Annotated in this window: 15 protein-coding genes and 5 tRNA genes; 3 read left to right on the top strand and 17 right to left on the bottom strand. The window is 65.3% G+C overall.

Annotation, left to right across the window (positions count from 1 at the left end; translation table 11 throughout):
* From tuf to ENJ37_00535, 8 genes are all read right to left on the bottom strand, one after another.
* Window positions 1–134 (bottom strand): elongation factor Tu (gene tuf / locus ENJ37_00570; GenBank protein ID HHL38977.1); only part of this gene is annotated, 134 nt, incomplete at its 3' end.
* Window positions 135–296: 162 nt separating this feature from the next.
* Window positions 297–372, bottom strand: a tRNA-Thr gene (locus tag ENJ37_00565).
* Between the two features lie 95 nt (window positions 373–467).
* Window positions 468–541 (bottom strand) — tRNA-Gly (locus tag ENJ37_00560).
* 426 nt (window positions 542–967) lie between these two features.
* Window positions 968–1,052, bottom strand: a tRNA-Tyr gene (locus ENJ37_00555).
* 77 nt (window positions 1,053–1,129) lie between these two features.
* Window positions 1,130–1,204, bottom strand: a tRNA-Thr gene (locus ENJ37_00550).
* 146 nt (window positions 1,205–1,350) lie between these two features.
* Window positions 1,351–2,440, bottom strand: a protein-coding gene (prfB, locus tag ENJ37_00545; GenBank protein ID HHL38976.1) for a peptide chain release factor 2 whose coding sequence is annotated in 2 segments (ribosomal slippage) — window positions 1,351–2,370 and window positions 2,372–2,440 — 1,089 coding nt in all. Because the reading frame shifts where the segments join, the coding sequence is not laid out codon by codon here.
* Window positions 2,441–2,515: 75 nt separating this feature from the next.
* On the bottom strand, window positions 2,516–4,051 hold the full coding sequence (gene lnt, locus ENJ37_00540) for an apolipoprotein N-acyltransferase (protein HHL38975.1): 1,536 nt from the start codon (window positions 4,049–4,051) through the stop codon (window positions 2,516–2,518).
* Window positions 4,048–4,779 (bottom strand): diacylglycerol kinase, encoded by a 732-nt coding sequence (locus ENJ37_00535; GenBank protein ID HHL38974.1) that lies wholly within the window; start codon window positions 4,777–4,779, stop codon window positions 4,048–4,050. The genes lnt and ENJ37_00535 overlap by 4 nt, the downstream gene beginning before the upstream one ends.
* Window positions 4,780–5,040: 261 nt before the next feature.
* Between ENJ37_00535 and ENJ37_00530 the strand changes: the two genes are divergently transcribed.
* A complete protein-coding gene (locus ENJ37_00530) occupies window positions 5,041–5,682 on the top strand; it encodes a hypothetical protein (GenBank protein ID HHL38973.1) in 642 nt (213 codons plus the stop codon).
* A gap of 78 nt (window positions 5,683–5,760) precedes the next feature.
* On the opposite strand, the gene ENJ37_00525 is transcribed toward ENJ37_00530, so the two are convergent.
* The 5 genes from ENJ37_00525 to ENJ37_00505 all read right to left on the bottom strand — a co-directional run bounded on the left by ENJ37_00525 (window position 5,761) and on the right by ENJ37_00505 (window position 10,845).
* Window positions 5,761–7,080, bottom strand: a complete 1,320-nt coding sequence (locus ENJ37_00525) for a DUF2029 domain-containing protein (GenBank protein HHL38972.1) — start codon at window positions 7,078–7,080, stop codon at window positions 5,761–5,763.
* Window positions 7,081–7,140: 60 nt separating this feature from the next.
* Window positions 7,141–7,593, bottom strand: a complete 453-nt coding sequence (gene ybeY / locus ENJ37_00520) for an rRNA maturation RNase YbeY (protein ID HHL38971.1) — start codon at window positions 7,591–7,593, stop codon at window positions 7,141–7,143.
* Between the two features lie 209 nt (window positions 7,594–7,802).
* Window positions 7,803–8,804, bottom strand: a complete 1,002-nt coding sequence (locus ENJ37_00515; protein ID HHL38970.1) for a PhoH family protein — start codon at window positions 8,802–8,804, stop codon at window positions 7,803–7,805.
* A gap of 438 nt (window positions 8,805–9,242) precedes the next feature.
* Window positions 9,243–10,211, bottom strand: a complete 969-nt coding sequence (locus tag ENJ37_00510) for a UDP-3-O-acyl-N-acetylglucosamine deacetylase (protein ID HHL38969.1) — start codon at window positions 10,209–10,211, stop codon at window positions 9,243–9,245.
* Window positions 10,212–10,332: 121 nt separating this feature from the next.
* Window positions 10,333–10,845: a hypothetical protein gene (locus ENJ37_00505; protein HHL38968.1), complete on the bottom strand. Its 513-nt coding sequence runs from the start codon at window positions 10,843–10,845 to the stop codon at window positions 10,333–10,335.
* Between the two features lie 428 nt (window positions 10,846–11,273).
* On the opposite strand from ENJ37_00505, the gene ENJ37_00500 reads away from it, so the two are divergent.
* Window positions 11,274–11,756: a hypothetical protein gene (locus tag ENJ37_00500; protein HHL38967.1), complete on the top strand. Its 483-nt coding sequence runs from the start codon at window positions 11,274–11,276 to the stop codon at window positions 11,754–11,756.
* Between the two features lie 84 nt (window positions 11,757–11,840).
* Here ENJ37_00500 and ENJ37_00495 read toward each other — a convergent pair whose 3' ends face one another.
* On the bottom strand, window positions 11,841–12,335 hold the full coding sequence (locus ENJ37_00495; protein ID HHL38966.1) for a methylated-DNA--[protein]-cysteine S-methyltransferase: 495 nt from the start codon (window positions 12,333–12,335) through the stop codon (window positions 11,841–11,843).
* 223 nt (window positions 12,336–12,558) lie between these two features.
* Here ENJ37_00495 and ENJ37_00490 point away from each other — a divergent pair, with 223 nt between their 5' ends.
* Entirely contained in the window at window positions 12,559–12,942 is a 384-nt protein-coding gene (locus tag ENJ37_00490) for a rhodanese-like domain-containing protein (GenBank protein ID HHL38965.1), read from the top strand.
* An 11-nt stretch (window positions 12,943–12,953) separates the two neighbouring features.
* Here the strand turns inward: ENJ37_00490 and ENJ37_00485 are convergent, their stop codons facing one another.
* The 3 genes from ENJ37_00485 to ENJ37_00475 all read right to left on the bottom strand — a co-directional run bounded on the left by ENJ37_00485 (window position 12,954) and on the right by ENJ37_00475 (window position 15,766).
* Window positions 12,954–13,973, bottom strand: coding sequence for a hypothetical protein (locus ENJ37_00485; GenBank protein HHL38964.1), 1,020 nt, complete (start codon window positions 13,971–13,973; stop codon window positions 12,954–12,956).
* Between the two features lie 47 nt (window positions 13,974–14,020).
* Window positions 14,021–15,499 (bottom strand): peptidase M23, encoded by a 1,479-nt coding sequence (locus ENJ37_00480; protein HHL38963.1) that lies wholly within the window; start codon window positions 15,497–15,499, stop codon window positions 14,021–14,023.
* Window positions 15,500–15,690: 191 nt separating this feature from the next.
* A tRNA-Ala gene (locus tag ENJ37_00475) sits at window positions 15,691–15,766 on the bottom strand.
* Between the last annotated feature and the right edge of the window lie 148 nt (window positions 15,767–15,914).

The following is a 15,914-nucleotide window of genomic DNA, read 5'->3' as shown; positions in this document are numbered from 1 at the left end:
TGGAAGTCGGCTCCCCCGCGGGCGCTCAGAACACGCGTTATCGCCGCAGTCAGCGTCGTCTTGCCGTGGTCAACGTGACCTATCGTACCAACGTTTACGTGCGGCTTGGACCTCTCGAATTTCGCCTTGCTCATCTTCCTCCTCCAAGAGATATTTAAAGTAGAGACTTGCCAGGGGACGGTTTTTCATTCGGAGGCGTTCACCATCTTCCCCCAAAAGCCATTCAAAGCAGTGACCGCGAATCCGCGCCGCCGCCGGAGCGGCGCACGGTCCGCCCCACACGCCGCGCAAGCGGATGGAGCCCATGACCGGACTTGAACCGGTGACCTCTTCCTTACCAAGGAAGTGCTCTGCCGACTGAGCTACATGGGCGGGGACACGGCTGATTCAAAAGCCCTATCGACGAGCGGCCGGCCCGATGCGGCCGGCCTGACTCCAAGCCCCGCAAGGAGGCGAACACAAGCACGTGGAGCGGGTGATGGGAATCGAACCCACATGGCCAGCTTGGAAGGCTGGAGTTCTGCCATTGAACTACACCCGCCCATCCGTAAGACGGCCGCCCGTCCTCAAGACGGCGCCGGCACTGCGATCAGCAGAGAGGAAGAGGCGACACCGCCGGGGAAAGAACCGACGGAGAGCCCAAGCCCTTCGCCCCCCCTTCGACGCCCCCCTTCGACGCCCCGCAACGACCTGAGACAAGCGCCACGCCCAAAAACAACAAGCGCCACGCCCGCAACGAAAAAGCCCCGAAGAGCGCAGACGCCCCGACGCCCTGAAAAAAGAGCCTTGACGCCGCCGGGACGGAGCTCTCGACGATACCGACCGACACCCCGATCCCCGACGCCCCGGAAAAGGGCCGGGGATCCGAAAAAAAGAGCCGGAGTTCCAACTCCCGGCACCCCCGGGTCAGTGCCCCCAAGTCTGTGCCCCCTGCTCAGTGCACCCTGCTCAATGCCCCCGGGGTCTGTGGTGGAGAGGGGAGGATTCGAACCTCCGTAGGCTGAGCCAGCAGATTTACAGTCTGCCCCCTTTGGCCACTCGGGTACCTCTCCACACCTTACGCAAGCCGCGCGCGGCCTTCCGGCCCGGCGCCCTCCGGCAGGCCGCATCCCTCCAACCACCCGATATGTGGAGCTGGCGATGGGATTCGAACCCGCAACCTGCTGATTACAAATCAGCTGCTCTACCGTTGAGCTACGCCAGCCCGGCTCCTCTCTTTTTCCGGCATAAGCGGTTGTCTCGGCTCGGCCCGTCTGTACCGAAAGGCGGGAAAGAATTTACAGAATATAGAATAATGCGGGCAGGTTGTCAAGCGTTTTTTTTGCGGTCCGGCTCCATTTTCCCCCGGCGTCATCGAAGCAGGTACGCCTCGATGAAGCCGTCTATGACGCCGTCGAGCACGGCGTCGACGTTTCCGATCTCGACGCCTGTGCGGTGGTCCTTGACGAGCCTGTAGGGCTGGAGCACGTAGGAGCGTATCTGGCTGCCCCAGGCTATCTCCCGCTTTTCGCTGTGCATCTCGGCCATGCGCTCCTCCTGCTCCTTGAGCTTGAGCTCGTAGAGCCTGGCGCGCAGCAGCTTCATGGCCATGGCGCGGTTCTTGTGCTGGCTGCGCTCGTTCTGGCACTGGACGACGATGCCCGTGGGCTCGTGGGTTATGCGCACGGCCGAGTCGGTCTTGTTGACGTGCTGGCCGCCCGCGCCGCTTGCCCTGTAGGTGTCTATGCGCAGGTCCGACTCGTTTATCTCGATGTCGATATCGTCCTCCACCTCGGGATAGACGAAGACCGAGGCGAAAGAGGTGTGGCGGCGCTTGTTGGCGTCGAAGGGGGATATCCTCACGAGCCTGTGCACGCCCACCTCGGCCTTGAGGTAGCCGTAGGCATAGGGGCCCTCGACGGTGAAGGTCACGCTCTTTATGCCGGCCTCCTCGCCGGGCATGTAGTCGAGCGTTTCCGTGCGGTAGCCCCTGCGCTCGGCCCAGCGCATGTACATGCGCAGCAGCATGGCGGCCCAGTCCTGGGCCTCGGTGCCGCCGGCGCCGGGGTGGATGGACACTATGGCGTTTCTCCTGTCGTCCTCCCCGCCGAGCATCCGGCGGACCTCGGCCTCCTTCATGGCCCGCTCGGCGTCGTCGAGGCGCCTGAGCGCCTCGGCCGCCGCCTCTTCGTCGCCCTCCTCCTCGGCCAGCTCTGCGAGCACCTCGCCCTCCTCGAGGGCCGTCACCAGGGCCTCGTAAGAACGCAGCGCCTCCTCGAGCTCGGCCTTGCGCCGCATCAGGGCCTGGGCCTTGGCCTGATCGTCCCAGAGCGAGGGGTCGGCCGTGCGCCCCTCTATCTCGTCGAGCTCCTTCCTGCAGCCGTCGACGTCAAAGAAAACCTCCCAGGTCGCCGAGCCTCTTGCGAAGACCCGCCGCCCTTTCCCTCAGTTCCTCAAACATCATGCTCCCTCTCCAGGCCCCGGGCAACCGCGGTCCCACGACCCTCTTCAAAAGGTTCCCGCAGGGCGAATTGAATCAAAGCCTCCTCTCAAAGCCGGCCGCGACGGCCACAAGCCACAGGGCGGTCACCGCCGCAGCCGCCCAGGCGAAGACGTCGCCCCTGGCGGCGTAGAAGCTCGGCGCACCCTCCCTGATGCCGACGGGCTCTACGATGAGGCCCTCCTCGAATATCTCCCTCCTGTCCATGACGCGGCCGGCCGGATCGATGACGGCGCTTATGCCCGTGTTTGCCGCCCTCACGAGATAGGTCCGCGTCTCCACGGCCCTCATGAGCGAGAGGGCGAGGTGCTGGTAGGGGGCCGAGCTCCTTCCGTACCAGGCGTCGTTTGTGAGGTTCACCAGAAGCTGCGCCCCGTTTCTCGCCAGTGCGGCCGATATGTCGGGGAATATGGCCTCGAAACAGATGATCACGCCGAGCCGAAGCGGGCCCGCCCGGACGGGGAAGGGACCGCGTCCCGGGGTGAAGTCGCCCACCCCGTGGGCGAGCTTGTCGACGAAGAAGAGCACCTTTCTCAGCGGCACGTACTCGCCGAAGGGGACGAGATGGAACTTGTCGTAACGGGCCGCCACGCCGCCTGCGTCGAGGACGTAGGCGCTGTTGAAGTACCGGTAGCCGCCCGCGCCGTCGCGCTCGGCCGCCGGGGCGCCCGTTACGATGACGGCCCCCGTCTCCGCGGGCAGGGCCTTCACGACTGGTCCCAGTTCCCTGTCGCCGTCGAGATAGAAGGGCACGGCCGATTCGGGCCAAACGACAAGACGCGCGCCCCGGCGCGCCGCCTCGAGGCTGAGCCTGCGGTAGGTCTCCACCGTTGCGCGCCGGTAGTCGAGGTCCCACTTGAGGGTCTGCTCTATGTTGCCCTGGACTACGGCGGTCTCCACCTTCTCCCATCCTTCGACCGCCTCGAGGACCGCGGAAATCCTTATGAAACCATAGGCGGCGACCGTTGTCAACAGGGCAAGCGCGCAGGCGAGCTCCACTGCGGGAAGACGGCCGCGGCCCGAGCCGTAGCGGTCGATGAGCCGCCACACGGCCACATTGACGGCCACGACGAGGAAGGAGACGCCCCAGACGCCGGTGATGTCGGCAATCTGCACGAGCGGCAGAAAGGGCACCTGACTGTAGCCGAGGACCGACCAGGGGAAGCCGGTGAAGAGCTTCCCCCTGAGGAACTCGAGCGTAGTCCAGAGGGCCGGTATGACGACAAGCCCCGGCGGACCCTCGATAAGCCGCCCCCCGCGCGCCAGGGCCAGGGCGAAGACGCCGTGATAGAGCCCCAGGTACACAAAGAGCGCAAGGGCCGGCACAAGGCTCGCGGCAAGGGGCATGCCGCCGTAGCGGTGCATGGCGACGACCACCCAGTATACGGTGCCGGCGTAAAAGAGAGTGCCGTTTACAAGCCCCACGACAAAGGCCCGGCGCGGCCCGAGCCCCCTGACGGCGAAGAAGAGGGGGACAAGGGCGAAGAATGCGGCCGCCGCCACGGACAGCGGCGGAAAGGCCGCAACCAGCAGCAGCGCCGAGAGGGCGGCCTGGAAGCACCTCCTCATCATGGGGCGGTGAGGAAGAAGGCCTGGAAGACCAGAAGCGTGAGCGCCGTGCCGAGCAGCGCGCCGAGCACGACCTCGAGTTTTGTGTGGATGTTGCCCACGAGCCTCGAGTGGCTGACCATGGCGGCCATGATGAACGAGAGGATGACGACCATGGGGTCGAGTGTGAGCAGGCTGATGGAGGTCCAGAGCGAAAAGGCCACGGCCGAATGGCCGCTGGGCATGCCGCCGTGCAGCGGCTCGCCCTTGCCCAGGTACGCCTTGGCCCCTATGACGGCTATGAGCACGAGCAGCAGCGCCACAACGGCTATGTGGCCGGCAAAGGACCTGCTCTCGCGCAGAAGCACCTCCATGGGCTCGTATAGGTACTTGGAGAATATCATGTAGACCACGACTCCCACACCGACCGACGAGATCAGGACCGCTCCGGCCGATACGTCCTTTGCGTTCTTGGCCAGTATGTGGTGGCGGTCCTCGATGAGATTGACGGCCTCCTCGATGGCCGTGTTCATCATCTCGGCAAAGAGCAGTATGATGATGGAGACGGCGAAGAGGACGAACTCGATGGTGGGAAGCCTGAGGAAGAGGCTCAGCAGCAGGGCGGCGGCGGCCGCCGTATAGTGCCACCTCACGTGCCTCTGGGTCCTGAAGGCGTAGATGACGCCCTCGATGGCGCAGTTCAGGCTCTCAAACCAGTTCCTCGGCCTTGTTGTCTCACGGGACCTGTTCATAACAGTGGGGGCGGCTGCCTGCGCCCATCCGAATGAGTATAACAGGAAGCACCTGTTTTTTCACGCCAAAAAGAGCAACCCCCGGCGAAACGGGAGGGGATGCCGCGTCCGGCCTTCAGGGCCATTGAAAAGCCTGCCTCCAGGAGATATAATAGTACATCCGCTGTCTGTTACAGAGCGAAGGTCATGCTCATCGCCGAAAGACGGGGGAAAGCTGGACACACCCTACGGCCGTACCTCATCGAGGGACTTACAGGCTCAATGACCAACAGCGCCCCGACAATAGCGACCGCCCTGCTTACGGCCCTGTTTTGCGCCGCGGTCTCGCTTGAGGCGGGATGCGGAAACGAAAATGGCCTCAACATAAGTCCTCCAACCCCCTCGGCCGACTCGACTTCGGCGGACACAACGAGCCCGGGCGACTCCGGCGGCACGTCCACATCGGGCACATCCACCTCGGGCACATCCACATCGGGCACATCGACATCCCCCTCCACAACCGCCGCCACCTCAAACGGCACATCGACGGCGACACCACAACAGGGTACGGGCTCGGGCGGAAGCGTCATCGTGAGCGGCGGAGGCGGCTCGGGAGGGGGCGGCATAAGCGGCGGCAGCGGCAGCGTCTCCGGGGGCGGCGGCTCATCGAGCTCGGCCACTCTCACGTGGAGCCCCCCCGTGACCAACACGGACGGCTCCTCCCTGACCAACCTCGAAGGCTACATGGTATACTACGGGACACGGTCGCGGGACTACACCGCCGTCGTGGACGTCTCAAACGTCACGACCTACACGGTCCGGGGCCTCACCTCCGGCACCACCTACTTCTTCACCGTCACGGCCTACAACTCAGCGGGCCGCGAGAGCGCCTACTCGAACGAGCTCTACAAGGTCATACCCTGAACCGTCCCCCCTGTTACGGCAGCGCCCTCGACGGGGCCGGCGCGTCCCTCCGCCACGGCGCAGAGGCTCCGCATCGCCTCACCGGCGGTAACGCCCGGGCTCCGACGCCGGTGATTCGAGAGGCCAGCTCCTCACATACCTCCCCTCATCACGGCGTCCCACCACGTACAGCACGCAGAGGTACAGCACCAGCGTCGCCGTGAACTTGGCCGAAAGCGGTATGTTGGAGAGCACGTGGTAGGGCAGGGCCCTGTACTCGCAGCCCGTGGTCAGCACGAAGGACCAGACGCAGTAGGAGAGGGCCGCAAGAAAGAGGACCGTCCCGCCGTCGCCGCTTCCCCTGTAGGCGAAGCGCTCGTAAAGGAAGAGATAGGCGGGGAGCAGGAAGACGGCATAGTGCTCCCAGCTCTTCGACAGGACCATGATCGTGGCGGCGAGGACGAGCGAGAACTCGAGCTCGTAGGGAGAGCGCCCCTCGTCGGTGTTGCGCTTCGTGAAGTAGAAGACCGCGCCGAGGGCGACGACGGCCGCCGCCGCCGACAGGACCGTCACGAGCGTGGGATGGTGCCCCAGCGAGGCGACCACGTCGTTTTCGGTAAGGAGCCTGGAGAGGACCGCCGGCACGCCCTGGTTCCTGTAGAAGGCTCCGCCGTCGAGCTGCGAGGGCAGTACGGCGGTGAAGTACTCGGCGTAGACATCGGCGCCGGTCACCGGCATCGCCGACAGCGAGAGGATCACCGCGGAGGCCGCGGCCGTCGCGGCGAGCGTGTACTGGCGCTTGAGGGCGAAGAAGGCGGCGAGCACGAGGGGAAAGAGTTTTATCGCCGCCGCAGCGCCAAGGAGCAGCCCCGCCGCGACCTGGCGGCCCCTGCGCCCCAGTTGCAGCGCCGCAACGAGCAGCACGAGGAGAAGCGAGTTCATCTGTCCCATATAGAGCGAATAGTGGAGGGGAAAGAAGATGAACGTCGCCGCCAGGGCCGCGGCCCTGAGCTCGCCGCCCGTCTTCCTGTCGCGGCCGGCAAAGAGCAGCAGCGCCGCCAGCGCCGAGGCCGCAACACTGGCGGCCAGGAAGACAAACCGCGACACATCGTAGGGGACGAGGGCGAGCGGGGCGGAGAGCAGGGCCACGAAGGGCGGATAGGCGTTGGTCATCACGTCGAGACGCTCTCCCTCGGCGACCACGCCCTCGACGCCGTAGCGCTCGGCTCGCCGCTGGTAGTCGGGGCCGCTTTCGTAGAGCGCGCCGCCATCGCCCTCGACGACCATGCGGCCCGCCATATAGTACTGGGCGTAGTCGAGCCCCTGCTTGGGACCGGCGACGGCGCGGCCCAGGCCGTAGCCGCCGTAGACGACGGCCAGCGCTGCAAGGAAGATGAAAAGGCTTTTCTTGACATCCATCGGGGCAGGTCCTCTTGTCGTTTTTTTCAGGCCCGCCGCGCGGCGGGCGCAGGCGCACTATTATAAACGGCGCGGCCGTTCATGTCCAGAAGCGCCGTCCCCCCGCTCGATGGCCGCCATAACCTCTTCCTCCCTCGCCCGCATCCTGGCCGCCTGCCGGCCTCCGCGGACATGGTCGTATCCGATGAGGTGGAGCGCCCCGTGCACGGCCAGACGGGCGAGCTCGCGCTCCGGCGCCACACCCAGCTCCGAGGCCTGGGCCAGGGCCCGCTCCACCGATATGACGATATCTCCCACCATGACGTCGTCGTCCATGGGAAAGCTCAGCACGTCCGTCGGGGCGTCCCTGCCCCGGTAGCGGCGGTTGAGCCCCCTTATCTCTTCGTCGTCGGTAAGCAGGACACTGACCTCGGCGTCACCGGAGACCGAGCCTTCCAGGGCCGCTTCCACCGCCTTGCGTACCGTCCCGACCACGCCGCGCCTTCTCGTCCTGTTCAGAACCGCAACCTTCAGTCCCGGCCTCCTTTCCGAGCCCGCAGTCCGGCCCGGGATGGTCTGTCCTCTGGTGGCATATGCCCGTGAACACGCACTCGAAGCTTCGGACGACGGAGTGGAGAGCCCCCGGCGTCAATCCGCACTCGTCGAGCCGTCCGTCGGTGAAGAATAGGGTTGACTATCTTCCCGGTGAGCGTCCGTATCCTTGGGGGGAGCAGGCCCGGCCCTCACAGCTCCTCCACTATACGGCTCTTCTTCCTCGATTCGAGCCTGTCGAAGGCCTTGACGATATCCTGGACGAGGGGATGGCGGACCACGTCGAGCTCGCTGAAGTAGACGAACTCTATGCCGCTCACGCTTTCGAGGACCTTGATCACCTCGACAAGGCCAGAGGGCGTGGCGAGGGGAAGGTCCACCTGCGTTATGTCGCCCGTTATGACCGCCTTGCTGCCGAAGCCGAGCCTGGTTAGGAACATCTTCATCTGTTCGAGGGTCGTGTTCTGGGCCTCGTCGAGGATGACGAAAGAGTCGTTGAGCGTGCGCCCCCGCATGAAGGCCAGGGGGGCCACCTCGATGGTGCCCCGCTCTATGAGCCTGCTCGCCCGGTCGAAGTCCATCATGTCGTAGAGGGCGTCGTAGAGGGGGCGCAGATAGGGGTCCACCTTGGCGGCCAGGTCGCCGGGCAGAAAGCCGAGCTTCTCGCCGGCCTCGACGGCCGGCCGGGTGAGGATTATCCTGTCCACCTTCTTCTCTGTGAGGGCGGCCACTGCGGCGGCCATGGCGAGATATGACTTGCCCGTGCCGGCAGGGCCTATGCAAAAGACCATGTCGCTGCGCCGCATGGCGTCGATGTAGCGTTTCTGGGCAACGCTCTTGGGGACGATGCGTTTTTTCTTGAAGGAGACGAGGAGGGTGTCGAGGAATATGTCGGCGAGCCTCGCGTTCCTGTCGGCCGACAGTATCCTCACCGCGTAGTCGAGGTCCGTGGGGTGGAGGGCGTACCCACGGGAGACGAGGTCCGCGACCTCGGTTATGACCCTGCCGGCCACATCGACCTTGTCGGCGGCCCCCTGTATGGTTACGACGGCGCCCCTGGTGGCGATCCGCACGCCGAGGCGGCGCTCGAACCTCTTGAGGTTTTCGCCGCCCTCTCCGAAGATCTGGAGGGCCGCGTCGTTGTCCTCAAGGTCTATCCGGGTTATGACCTCTTGCCGCGACTCTTTCAATATCCCTATGTCCCTGCAGGGGGATCCCGACGGCTGAAACCGAGAGCGGACGCTGGAAGCGGCCCCTGCGGCGCGACACCGAGTCCGCCCGGGGACACCGCCACCGGCCTGCACAGAGTCTACCACAGGGCATGGGGATTTGCAATACGACGGAGGCCGCCGCGCAGGGAAGCGGCGGGGGAAAGGGGCCCGCAGGACCTATTTAGAGGGGAGGCCGCCACGGAAGGGGCGGCAGGGACCGGCAGAGGACGAAGAGGAGGGACACCGCCCCCGGCCCCTGCCCCCGCACCCGCCACATAGTGGAAACGCGCCGGAGGAGTCCCCCCGTCGCAGGGAAAGCGCGCCCGCCCCCCTCTCAGAGGACCCCCACGTCTCAGAGGACCCCCACGTCTCAGAGGACCCCCTCGCCTCAAAGCCCCCCGTCTCAAAGGAGCCCCCTCTTCAGAAGATGACGAAGTCGGCGCTCTCGCCCGGCTTGCCGTCGGACCCGTAGAGCCGGCGGCTCTCGAGGGAGACGGCCCGCAAGCCCCTGTCTTCGGCGTCCCGGGGCCCGGAGCCGCGGCGCAGCTCCCAGCGGTCGGCGCTGTGCAGGAGCTTCTTGACGAACTCGTAGTTGAGCCTGTGGCCCGAGCGGTAGGCGACGAGCCTCCCTATGAGGCGACGTCCGAGGATCGATATGTCGCCCATGAGGTCGAGGACCTTGTGACGGACCATCTCGTCGGGATAGCGGAGCCCCTCGTCGTTGAGTATGCGCGTATCGTCGATGACGAGGGCGTTGGCGAGCGAGCCTCCGAGGGCGAGTCCGTTGGCCCGCAGCATCTCCACCTCGCTGAGAAAGCCGTAGGTCCTGGCAGGCGCTATCTCCCTTATGAAGGTTTCGCCCGAAAAGGAGCCCGAAAAGTTCTGGCTGGCCAGCACGGGATGGGCGAAGTCCATGCTGTAGTCCATGGAGAACTCCATGGAGTCGCAGGGCAGAATCATGACGAAGCTCTCGCCGTCGGACACCTTGACGGGCCTCTTGACCACCACGTACTCGCGGGGGGCGTCGAGCTCGCGCAGACCGGCGCAGACGATCATTTCGGCGAAGACCGCTGCGCTGCCGTCCATGATGGGTATCTCCGGGCCGTCCACACGGACGACGGCGTTGTCCACGCCGAGACCGTAGAAGGCCGCCAGCAGGTGCTCGACGGTGCTCACCGTCGCCCCCGAGGCGCCGAGCGTGGTGGCGCAGCGCGTGTCGACCACATTGGAGGCCGCGGCCCTGATGACCGGCCTGTCGGCGAGGTCGGTCCTGACAAAACGTATGCCCGTGTGTTCGGCGGCCGGCAGTACGGTAACCGTAGACTGCGCGCCGGTGTGAATCCCTATGCCGCTGAAACCTATCTTCTTGTCAAGTGTCTTCTGACTCATGACTCAACTGATATTGCAATAAGCGTGCCACACACTCAAAGGGTGTCATTTCAAAGGGTTGCGCCGAGGCGGCGCGGGCCGCTGTGTGTTCTTGATGCAACTGGCGGCCCCGTTATCTCATTTATGCCACAGTGCCGGCCGACACGTCGCCCCGCCCCGCCTCGGCGGCGGCCGCCGCGATCCGCCTCTCCCAGTACCTTACGGTCGGGATGTTGTAGGCCAGGAGGACGAGGGAGAAGCCGGCCAGCACGAAGAAGTCGCCGAAGAGCAGACCGAAGAAGTATATGAGCAGGCCGCAGACGGCCGGTATGTTGCTGAGGGCGAGGCTTATGAAGGCCGTGGAGAGGAGGTGGCGCACCATGGCCCCCTGGTCGTCGAGCAGGCCCGCAAGCCGCGCGGCCGAGAGCTGTCGCTTCTTGTAGACCTCCACGACGGCGGCCGAGGAGAGGGCGGCGCCGTAGAAGACGAAACGCAGAAAGAGGGGGTCCACCCCGCCGCCGTAACCCTTAAAGTAGATATAGACGTTCCTGCCCAGCATCACCAGGCCCAGGTATATGAGGATGACGAAGACGAGGGCGGCGGCGAAGTAGCGTGTAGCCTTGCTCGTCTTTTCGAGATACTCTCTGTTGACCATCGGCAACTCCTAAGGAAACTCTGATTTATTGCACTGAGGGAACCTTTTTGTAAAAGGGTCACAGACCCACGGTTCCCTCAGACTCCCTCCAAAAACTTTTAATGCGAGTTGGTTTCCCCCTGTTTTGCTTGGCAAAACAGGGGGAAACCAACTCGTATTGAAAGTCTTTGAAGGGGGTCTGGGGGAAACTTTCTACAGAAAGTTTCCCCCAGGTAATTAATCAGAGCTTCCCTAACATCGGCGCGCGGCGTGGAGTCCGCTCCCGCCGGTAATCATCCATTTTAACGGAAACACCACTGCTGTCAACAAAAACCGGCAAGGAGAGGGGACGGCGCGCCTGCCCGGAAGGAGACTTTTGTCATTTACAGAAGGGCAGCCCTCTGGCAGAATCTATAGGGAAGCTCAACGATACCGAAAGGGAGGCACTGATGTTATTTTCCCTCATGCACATAGTGCACCTGCTGACCTCCATCCTCTGGATAGGGGGTCTGGCCTTCGTGACGATCCTCGTCTTCCCCATGCTCTACGCCACGAAGGACCCGCTCCAGAAGGCGCTGCTCTTCCAGCGCATCGAGCACCGCTTCGCGCCCATCGCCAGGATATACAGCCTGGTGGTCGGCATATCGGGTTTCGCCATGCTCCACATGCAGGGGTGGCACAAGGCGCTCTTCACAAAGGCCGGGGCGCCGCTTCTGTTCATGATGCTCATATGGGTGATGTGGACGATCATGCTCTTCGGCCTCGAACCGGTAATCATCAGAAGAGAGCTGGAGCGGCTCATGCAGAAGAGCGACTCCCTCGAGGTGGACGACGTCTTCAGGAGGATGAACAAGCTCCACTGGCTGCTGCTCGCCCTCTCCCTCGGCGCCGCCGCCTCGGGCGCCGTCTTCGCCCACGGCCCGGCCCTTTGATCCCCGCCGGGAGGGTGATTCCTGAAGGAGGCCGTCCCGGCGCGACGGCCCAGCGCTTTTTCTCGGGACAGTCCCGCGGGAGGCCTACCCCATGCGGACCCCTTCGATCCGCAGCAGCCCGCGCTTCCAGCCGGCGCCTTCGCTGAAGCCGCCGAGGCGGCCTGACGCGGCGACGACACGGTGGCAGGGCACGACCACGGGCAACGGGTTTCGGCCGCAGGCTCCGCCCACGGCCCTGGCCGCCGCGGGCCTCGACACCCTGCGGGCCACCTCCCCGTAGGTGCGGACCTCGCCCCACGGTATCCGTGCCACGGCCGACCAGACCGACCTGTCGAAGGGGCCGCCCGTGATGTGGAGGGGCAGGTCGAATACGACGGGCCTGCCCGCGAAGTAGCGGTCCAGCATGGAGAAGAGGCGGGCAAGCGCCGCCCTCTCCTCGACGATCCTCCCTTCGCAGCAGGCGGCGAGCTCCCGCGCGAAGGCTTCGGCCGTCCTGCCCAGGGCCGTGCGCCAGAGCCCGAGCGGCGTCACCGCAGCGGCCACGGGACCGAGGGGCGAGTCGTATACGGCGAACCTCACCGGGCCGGCAACCTTCTTTCCCATCCGCCCCACCTGTGACTGCGGCGCTCACACCGCCTTGACCGCCGCGCCACCCTGTTGTAAGATATCACAAGAATCCCGGCAGGCCGCTTGCGGTCCGCCGGGACGACAATGCAAGGCAAGCTCCCGGGGAAGACCTCCAGCAACGGGCCCCCGGCCCCGCGGTCCCCCCGAGAACTTCCCTGAAAAAGGAGGCAGCGACATGAAGAGGGGCTTCAAGGCACTCTCCTCGGTGATCGCCGCCGTCGCCCTTGCGGCCGGCGCCGTCTTTGCGGCCGGTTACGAGAGCATAAGCGGCGCGCAGCTCGAGGCGATGATGAAGGACGGCGAAAAGCTCGTCATAATCGACGTGCGCGAGCCCGAACTCTATGCCCAGGGTCACATACCGGGGGCCGTCAACATACCCTACGAGACGGCCCGCAAGAGGATACTCAAGGAACTCGACCGGGACGAGCGCAACGTCTTCGTCTGCCACGGCGGCCCCATGGGCGACGAGCTCGCCGGCATACTCGTGGAGAACGGCTTCCGCCATGTCTACAACCTGCGCGGAGGCATGAGGTGGTGGCGAGGTCCGGTCACGAAGTGAGCCAGGGCCGCTCACAGCCGGAAGGCCACGGAGAAGAAGGGTCCCTCGCGGCTCGACGCGACGTTGTTGAGCCGCGTCCTGATCGTTGAGCCGTCGACGAGATACAGGGTGTCGACGCCGTCGCCGGCCCGGCGGCTCCAGTAACGGTAACCGGCCGTAAGGACAACGGGCGCCCTGGGACGCCACGTGAGGGCGCCGCGAAGCTCCCAGCCGTCGCCTCCGCCGGCCTCGTGCCTGAAGCTGGGGTCCTGCCGGAAATCGGTGCGCAGGTTCCAGGTCCCCTCGCCCTCGAAGCTCACGTCGGGATAGAAGAGCCCCCTTAGCAGGAGCTCGACGGTCGTCGAAAGGGGGACGACGGCGTCAAGACCCGCCCCCGCGGCAGTCCACTCGAAGGCGTAGCGCGAGTCGAGCCCCTCTATGGCGCCGAGGTCGTAGCGGTCGTACCACCTGTGCTGGACACCCTTTGTGATGACGAGCCTCTCGCGCCAGCGCCTGTAGGCGACGACCACGTCGAGCCTGCCCAGCCGCTCGACAAGCCCCGGCCCCTTGCGCGCCGAAGCGTCCCCGCCCGCGCCCTTACCGTGGTAGAGGCCCGGGCCGAAGACCCGGAACCTGTACTCGACGAACCAGTAGGAGACGGCGTCGTCGTCGCCGTTGGCCGCCTCGCCGCTCGAGTAGGAGAAGAGCGAGGTCCGTCCGTCGCCGAGGTAGTCCCTGTCCTCGTAGGAGCCGCCGGTGATGGAGCCGAGGCCGGCGCCGGCGACAAGGCCGTGGCGGCCCAGGCGCACCCCGGCCTCCACGTCGGCGACGAGGCTTGAGAGGCCCTTGAACTCGAGCTCCGATAGCACGTCGGGCGAGCCGTCGATGTCGGCTATGTCCCAGCTCCCCTCGCCGGTGCTGAGCCACGACGAGACGTCGAAATAGAGCTCGACGGGCACGGACGTCCGCCGCGGCTCCCCTCCGGTCTCGGCGCAGACCTGGGCGCCGAGCACAAGAAAGAGGGCGGCAAGGGAGAGGACCGGGCCGCTCAAGCGGCGGACCCCCGGAGACGGACGCCTCCGCAAGGGGCGCGCCTTCGTCAATTGACGCCCTCCCCGCCGCCTCCCTTAACCGACGCCACGACCGTCGGCGCGCCGTGGAGCCTTGCGAGCAGCTCGTCGCGCCTGGCCTCGAACCTCGCCCGCTCGTCCTTGCTCACAGACCTCTTGGGCGTGGACCTGATGGAGAGGGGATTTACGAGCCTGCCCCGGTAGACGACCTCGTAGTGGAGGTGGGGGCCCGTGGAGATGCCGGTGCTCCCCACATAGCCTATGACCTGCCCCTGGCGCACCCTCGCCCCTCGCTTTACACCCCTGGCGATGCGGGAGAAGTGACCGTAACCCGTCGTGTAGATGCCGTTGTGCCGTATCTTGACGAAGTAGCCGTAGCCCTTGCGCCATCCGGCGAAGACGACCTTGCCGTCGCCGGCGGCCTCCACGGGCGTGCCCGCCGGCGCGGCGTAGTCTATGCCGTGGTGGGGCCTGTACTTCTTGAGTATGGGATGGAACCTCTTCCTCGAGAAGTAGCTCGATATACGGCTGTAGCGAAGCGGCGACTTCAGAAGCGTGCGGCTCAGGCTCCTGCCCTCGGTGTCGTAGTATCCGCCCCGGCCCTTCCCGTCCTCGTAGTAGACGGCCGTGTAACGGCGGCCGGCGTTCACGAGCTCAGCGGCCAGGACCCTGCCCATGCGTATTATCTCTCCCTCCACGGCCACCGTCTCGTAGAGGATCCTGAAGGTGTCGCCCCTGCGCATGTCGGTAGCGAAGTCCACGTCCCAGGCGAAGATGTCGGTCATGGCCACTACGGCCTTGGGGGCGGCGCCGGCCTCCACACCCGCCTCGTAGAGCGAGGTCTCCACCACACCGCTCACGACCTTGTGGCCTATCTCGTGGGGGACCTCGTAGGAGCCGGCCTCGAAGCGTCCCTGGCCGGCGCGCTCCACATAGAGGCCCTCGAGCTCGTCGTAACGGTACTCGAGCCTCTCGACCCGCTCGCCGCGCTTGACCACGCGCAACTCATCGCCCGCCTTTATCCTGCGCAGGTCGTAGATGCGGCGGGCGCTGCGCGTAATCTTCGCGATCTCGGCGGCCTCAACACCAAGGCCCGAGAGGATGGAGTATATGCTGTCGTTCCTCTTTATAATGAAGGTGGCTACCTTCAGGTCCGGCACGCCTGGGCCGCCGTGGGGTCCCTGGGGCACGGCGACGAACCCGGCTGCCGCGAGGTCCTGAGAAGCGGCGGCCCCCGGCGGATCACCGGCGGTCCGGCCGCCCCGCCCGGCAGCCCCGTCCGCCGCCGGTTCTCCGGTTCCGGCGGGAACGGCGGAGAGCCGCGCCGCCCCGTCGCCGGGGCGCGAACGCCCCCCCTCGCCGCGGTCCTTCAAGGCCCCCACCGGCGGACCCTCGAAGAGAAGCAAAAGGGCCGACAAGACGACGGCCGCCGCAAGAAGGACGAATACGGAGCCCGGCGCGCCTCCCGACCGCCTCTTAGGAAAGCTCTTGTTGGCGAAATCCCGCAAAAGACGCTCCCAGAAGGATTCAGGCTCCTCCCATCATAATGGAAAAGACAACACCAGTCAAGCCCGCCAGGAAACCGCCGACGCAAACCGCGGCGAAAAATCATCACGGCCGCAGGCCCGACAGGACAACAAAAACCGCCCCCCCAAAACAAAAAAAGGGGTTACGGAAACCGTAACCCCCTCGATCTCGCTGGTGGAGGGTATGGGATTCGAACCCACGACCTGCTGATTGCGAACCAGCCGCTCTCCCGACTGAGCTAACCCCCCTGAATTACCCTGGGGGAAACTTTCTGTAGAAAGTTTCCCCCAGACCCCCTTCAAAGACTTTCAATACGAGTTGGTTTCCCCCTGTTTTGCCTGGCAAAACAGGGGGAAACCAACTCGCGTTAAAAGTTTTTGGAGGGAGTCTGAGGGA

Source organism: Deltaproteobacteria bacterium, assembly GCA_011375175.1.
Taxonomy (GTDB): domain Bacteria; phylum Desulfobacterota; class GWC2-55-46; order GWC2-55-46; family DRME01; genus DRME01.
Note: the sequence above shows the minus strand (reverse complement) of the source record. Positions and strands in the feature narration are given on the sequence as shown.

Bases quoted from the DNA above. Each gene is read 5' to 3' on its own strand.
- lnt (HHL38975.1), bottom strand. From the start codon at position 4,051: ATGATGAGGAGGTGCTTCCAGGCCGCCCTCTCGGCGCTGCTGCTGGTT.
- ENJ37_00535 (HHL38974.1), bottom strand. From the start codon at position 4,779: ATGAACAGGTCCCGTGAGACAACAAGGCCGAGGAACTGGTTTGAGAGC.
- ENJ37_00530 (HHL38973.1), top strand. From the start codon at position 5,041: ATGACCAACAGCGCCCCGACAATAGCGACCGCCCTGCTTACGGCCCTG.
- ENJ37_00525 (HHL38972.1), bottom strand. From the start codon at position 7,080: ATGGATGTCAAGAAAAGCCTTTTCATCTTCCTTGCAGCGCTGGCCGTC.
- ENJ37_00510 (HHL38969.1), bottom strand. From the start codon at position 10,211: ATGAGTCAGAAGACACTTGACAAGAAGATAGGTTTCAGCGGCATAGGG.
- ENJ37_00505 (HHL38968.1), bottom strand. From the start codon at position 10,845: ATGGTCAACAGAGAGTATCTCGAAAAGACGAGCAAGGCTACACGCTAC.
- ENJ37_00500 (HHL38967.1), top strand. From the start codon at position 11,274: ATGTTATTTTCCCTCATGCACATAGTGCACCTGCTGACCTCCATCCTC.
- ENJ37_00490 (HHL38965.1), top strand. From the start codon at position 12,559: ATGAAGAGGGGCTTCAAGGCACTCTCCTCGGTGATCGCCGCCGTCGCC.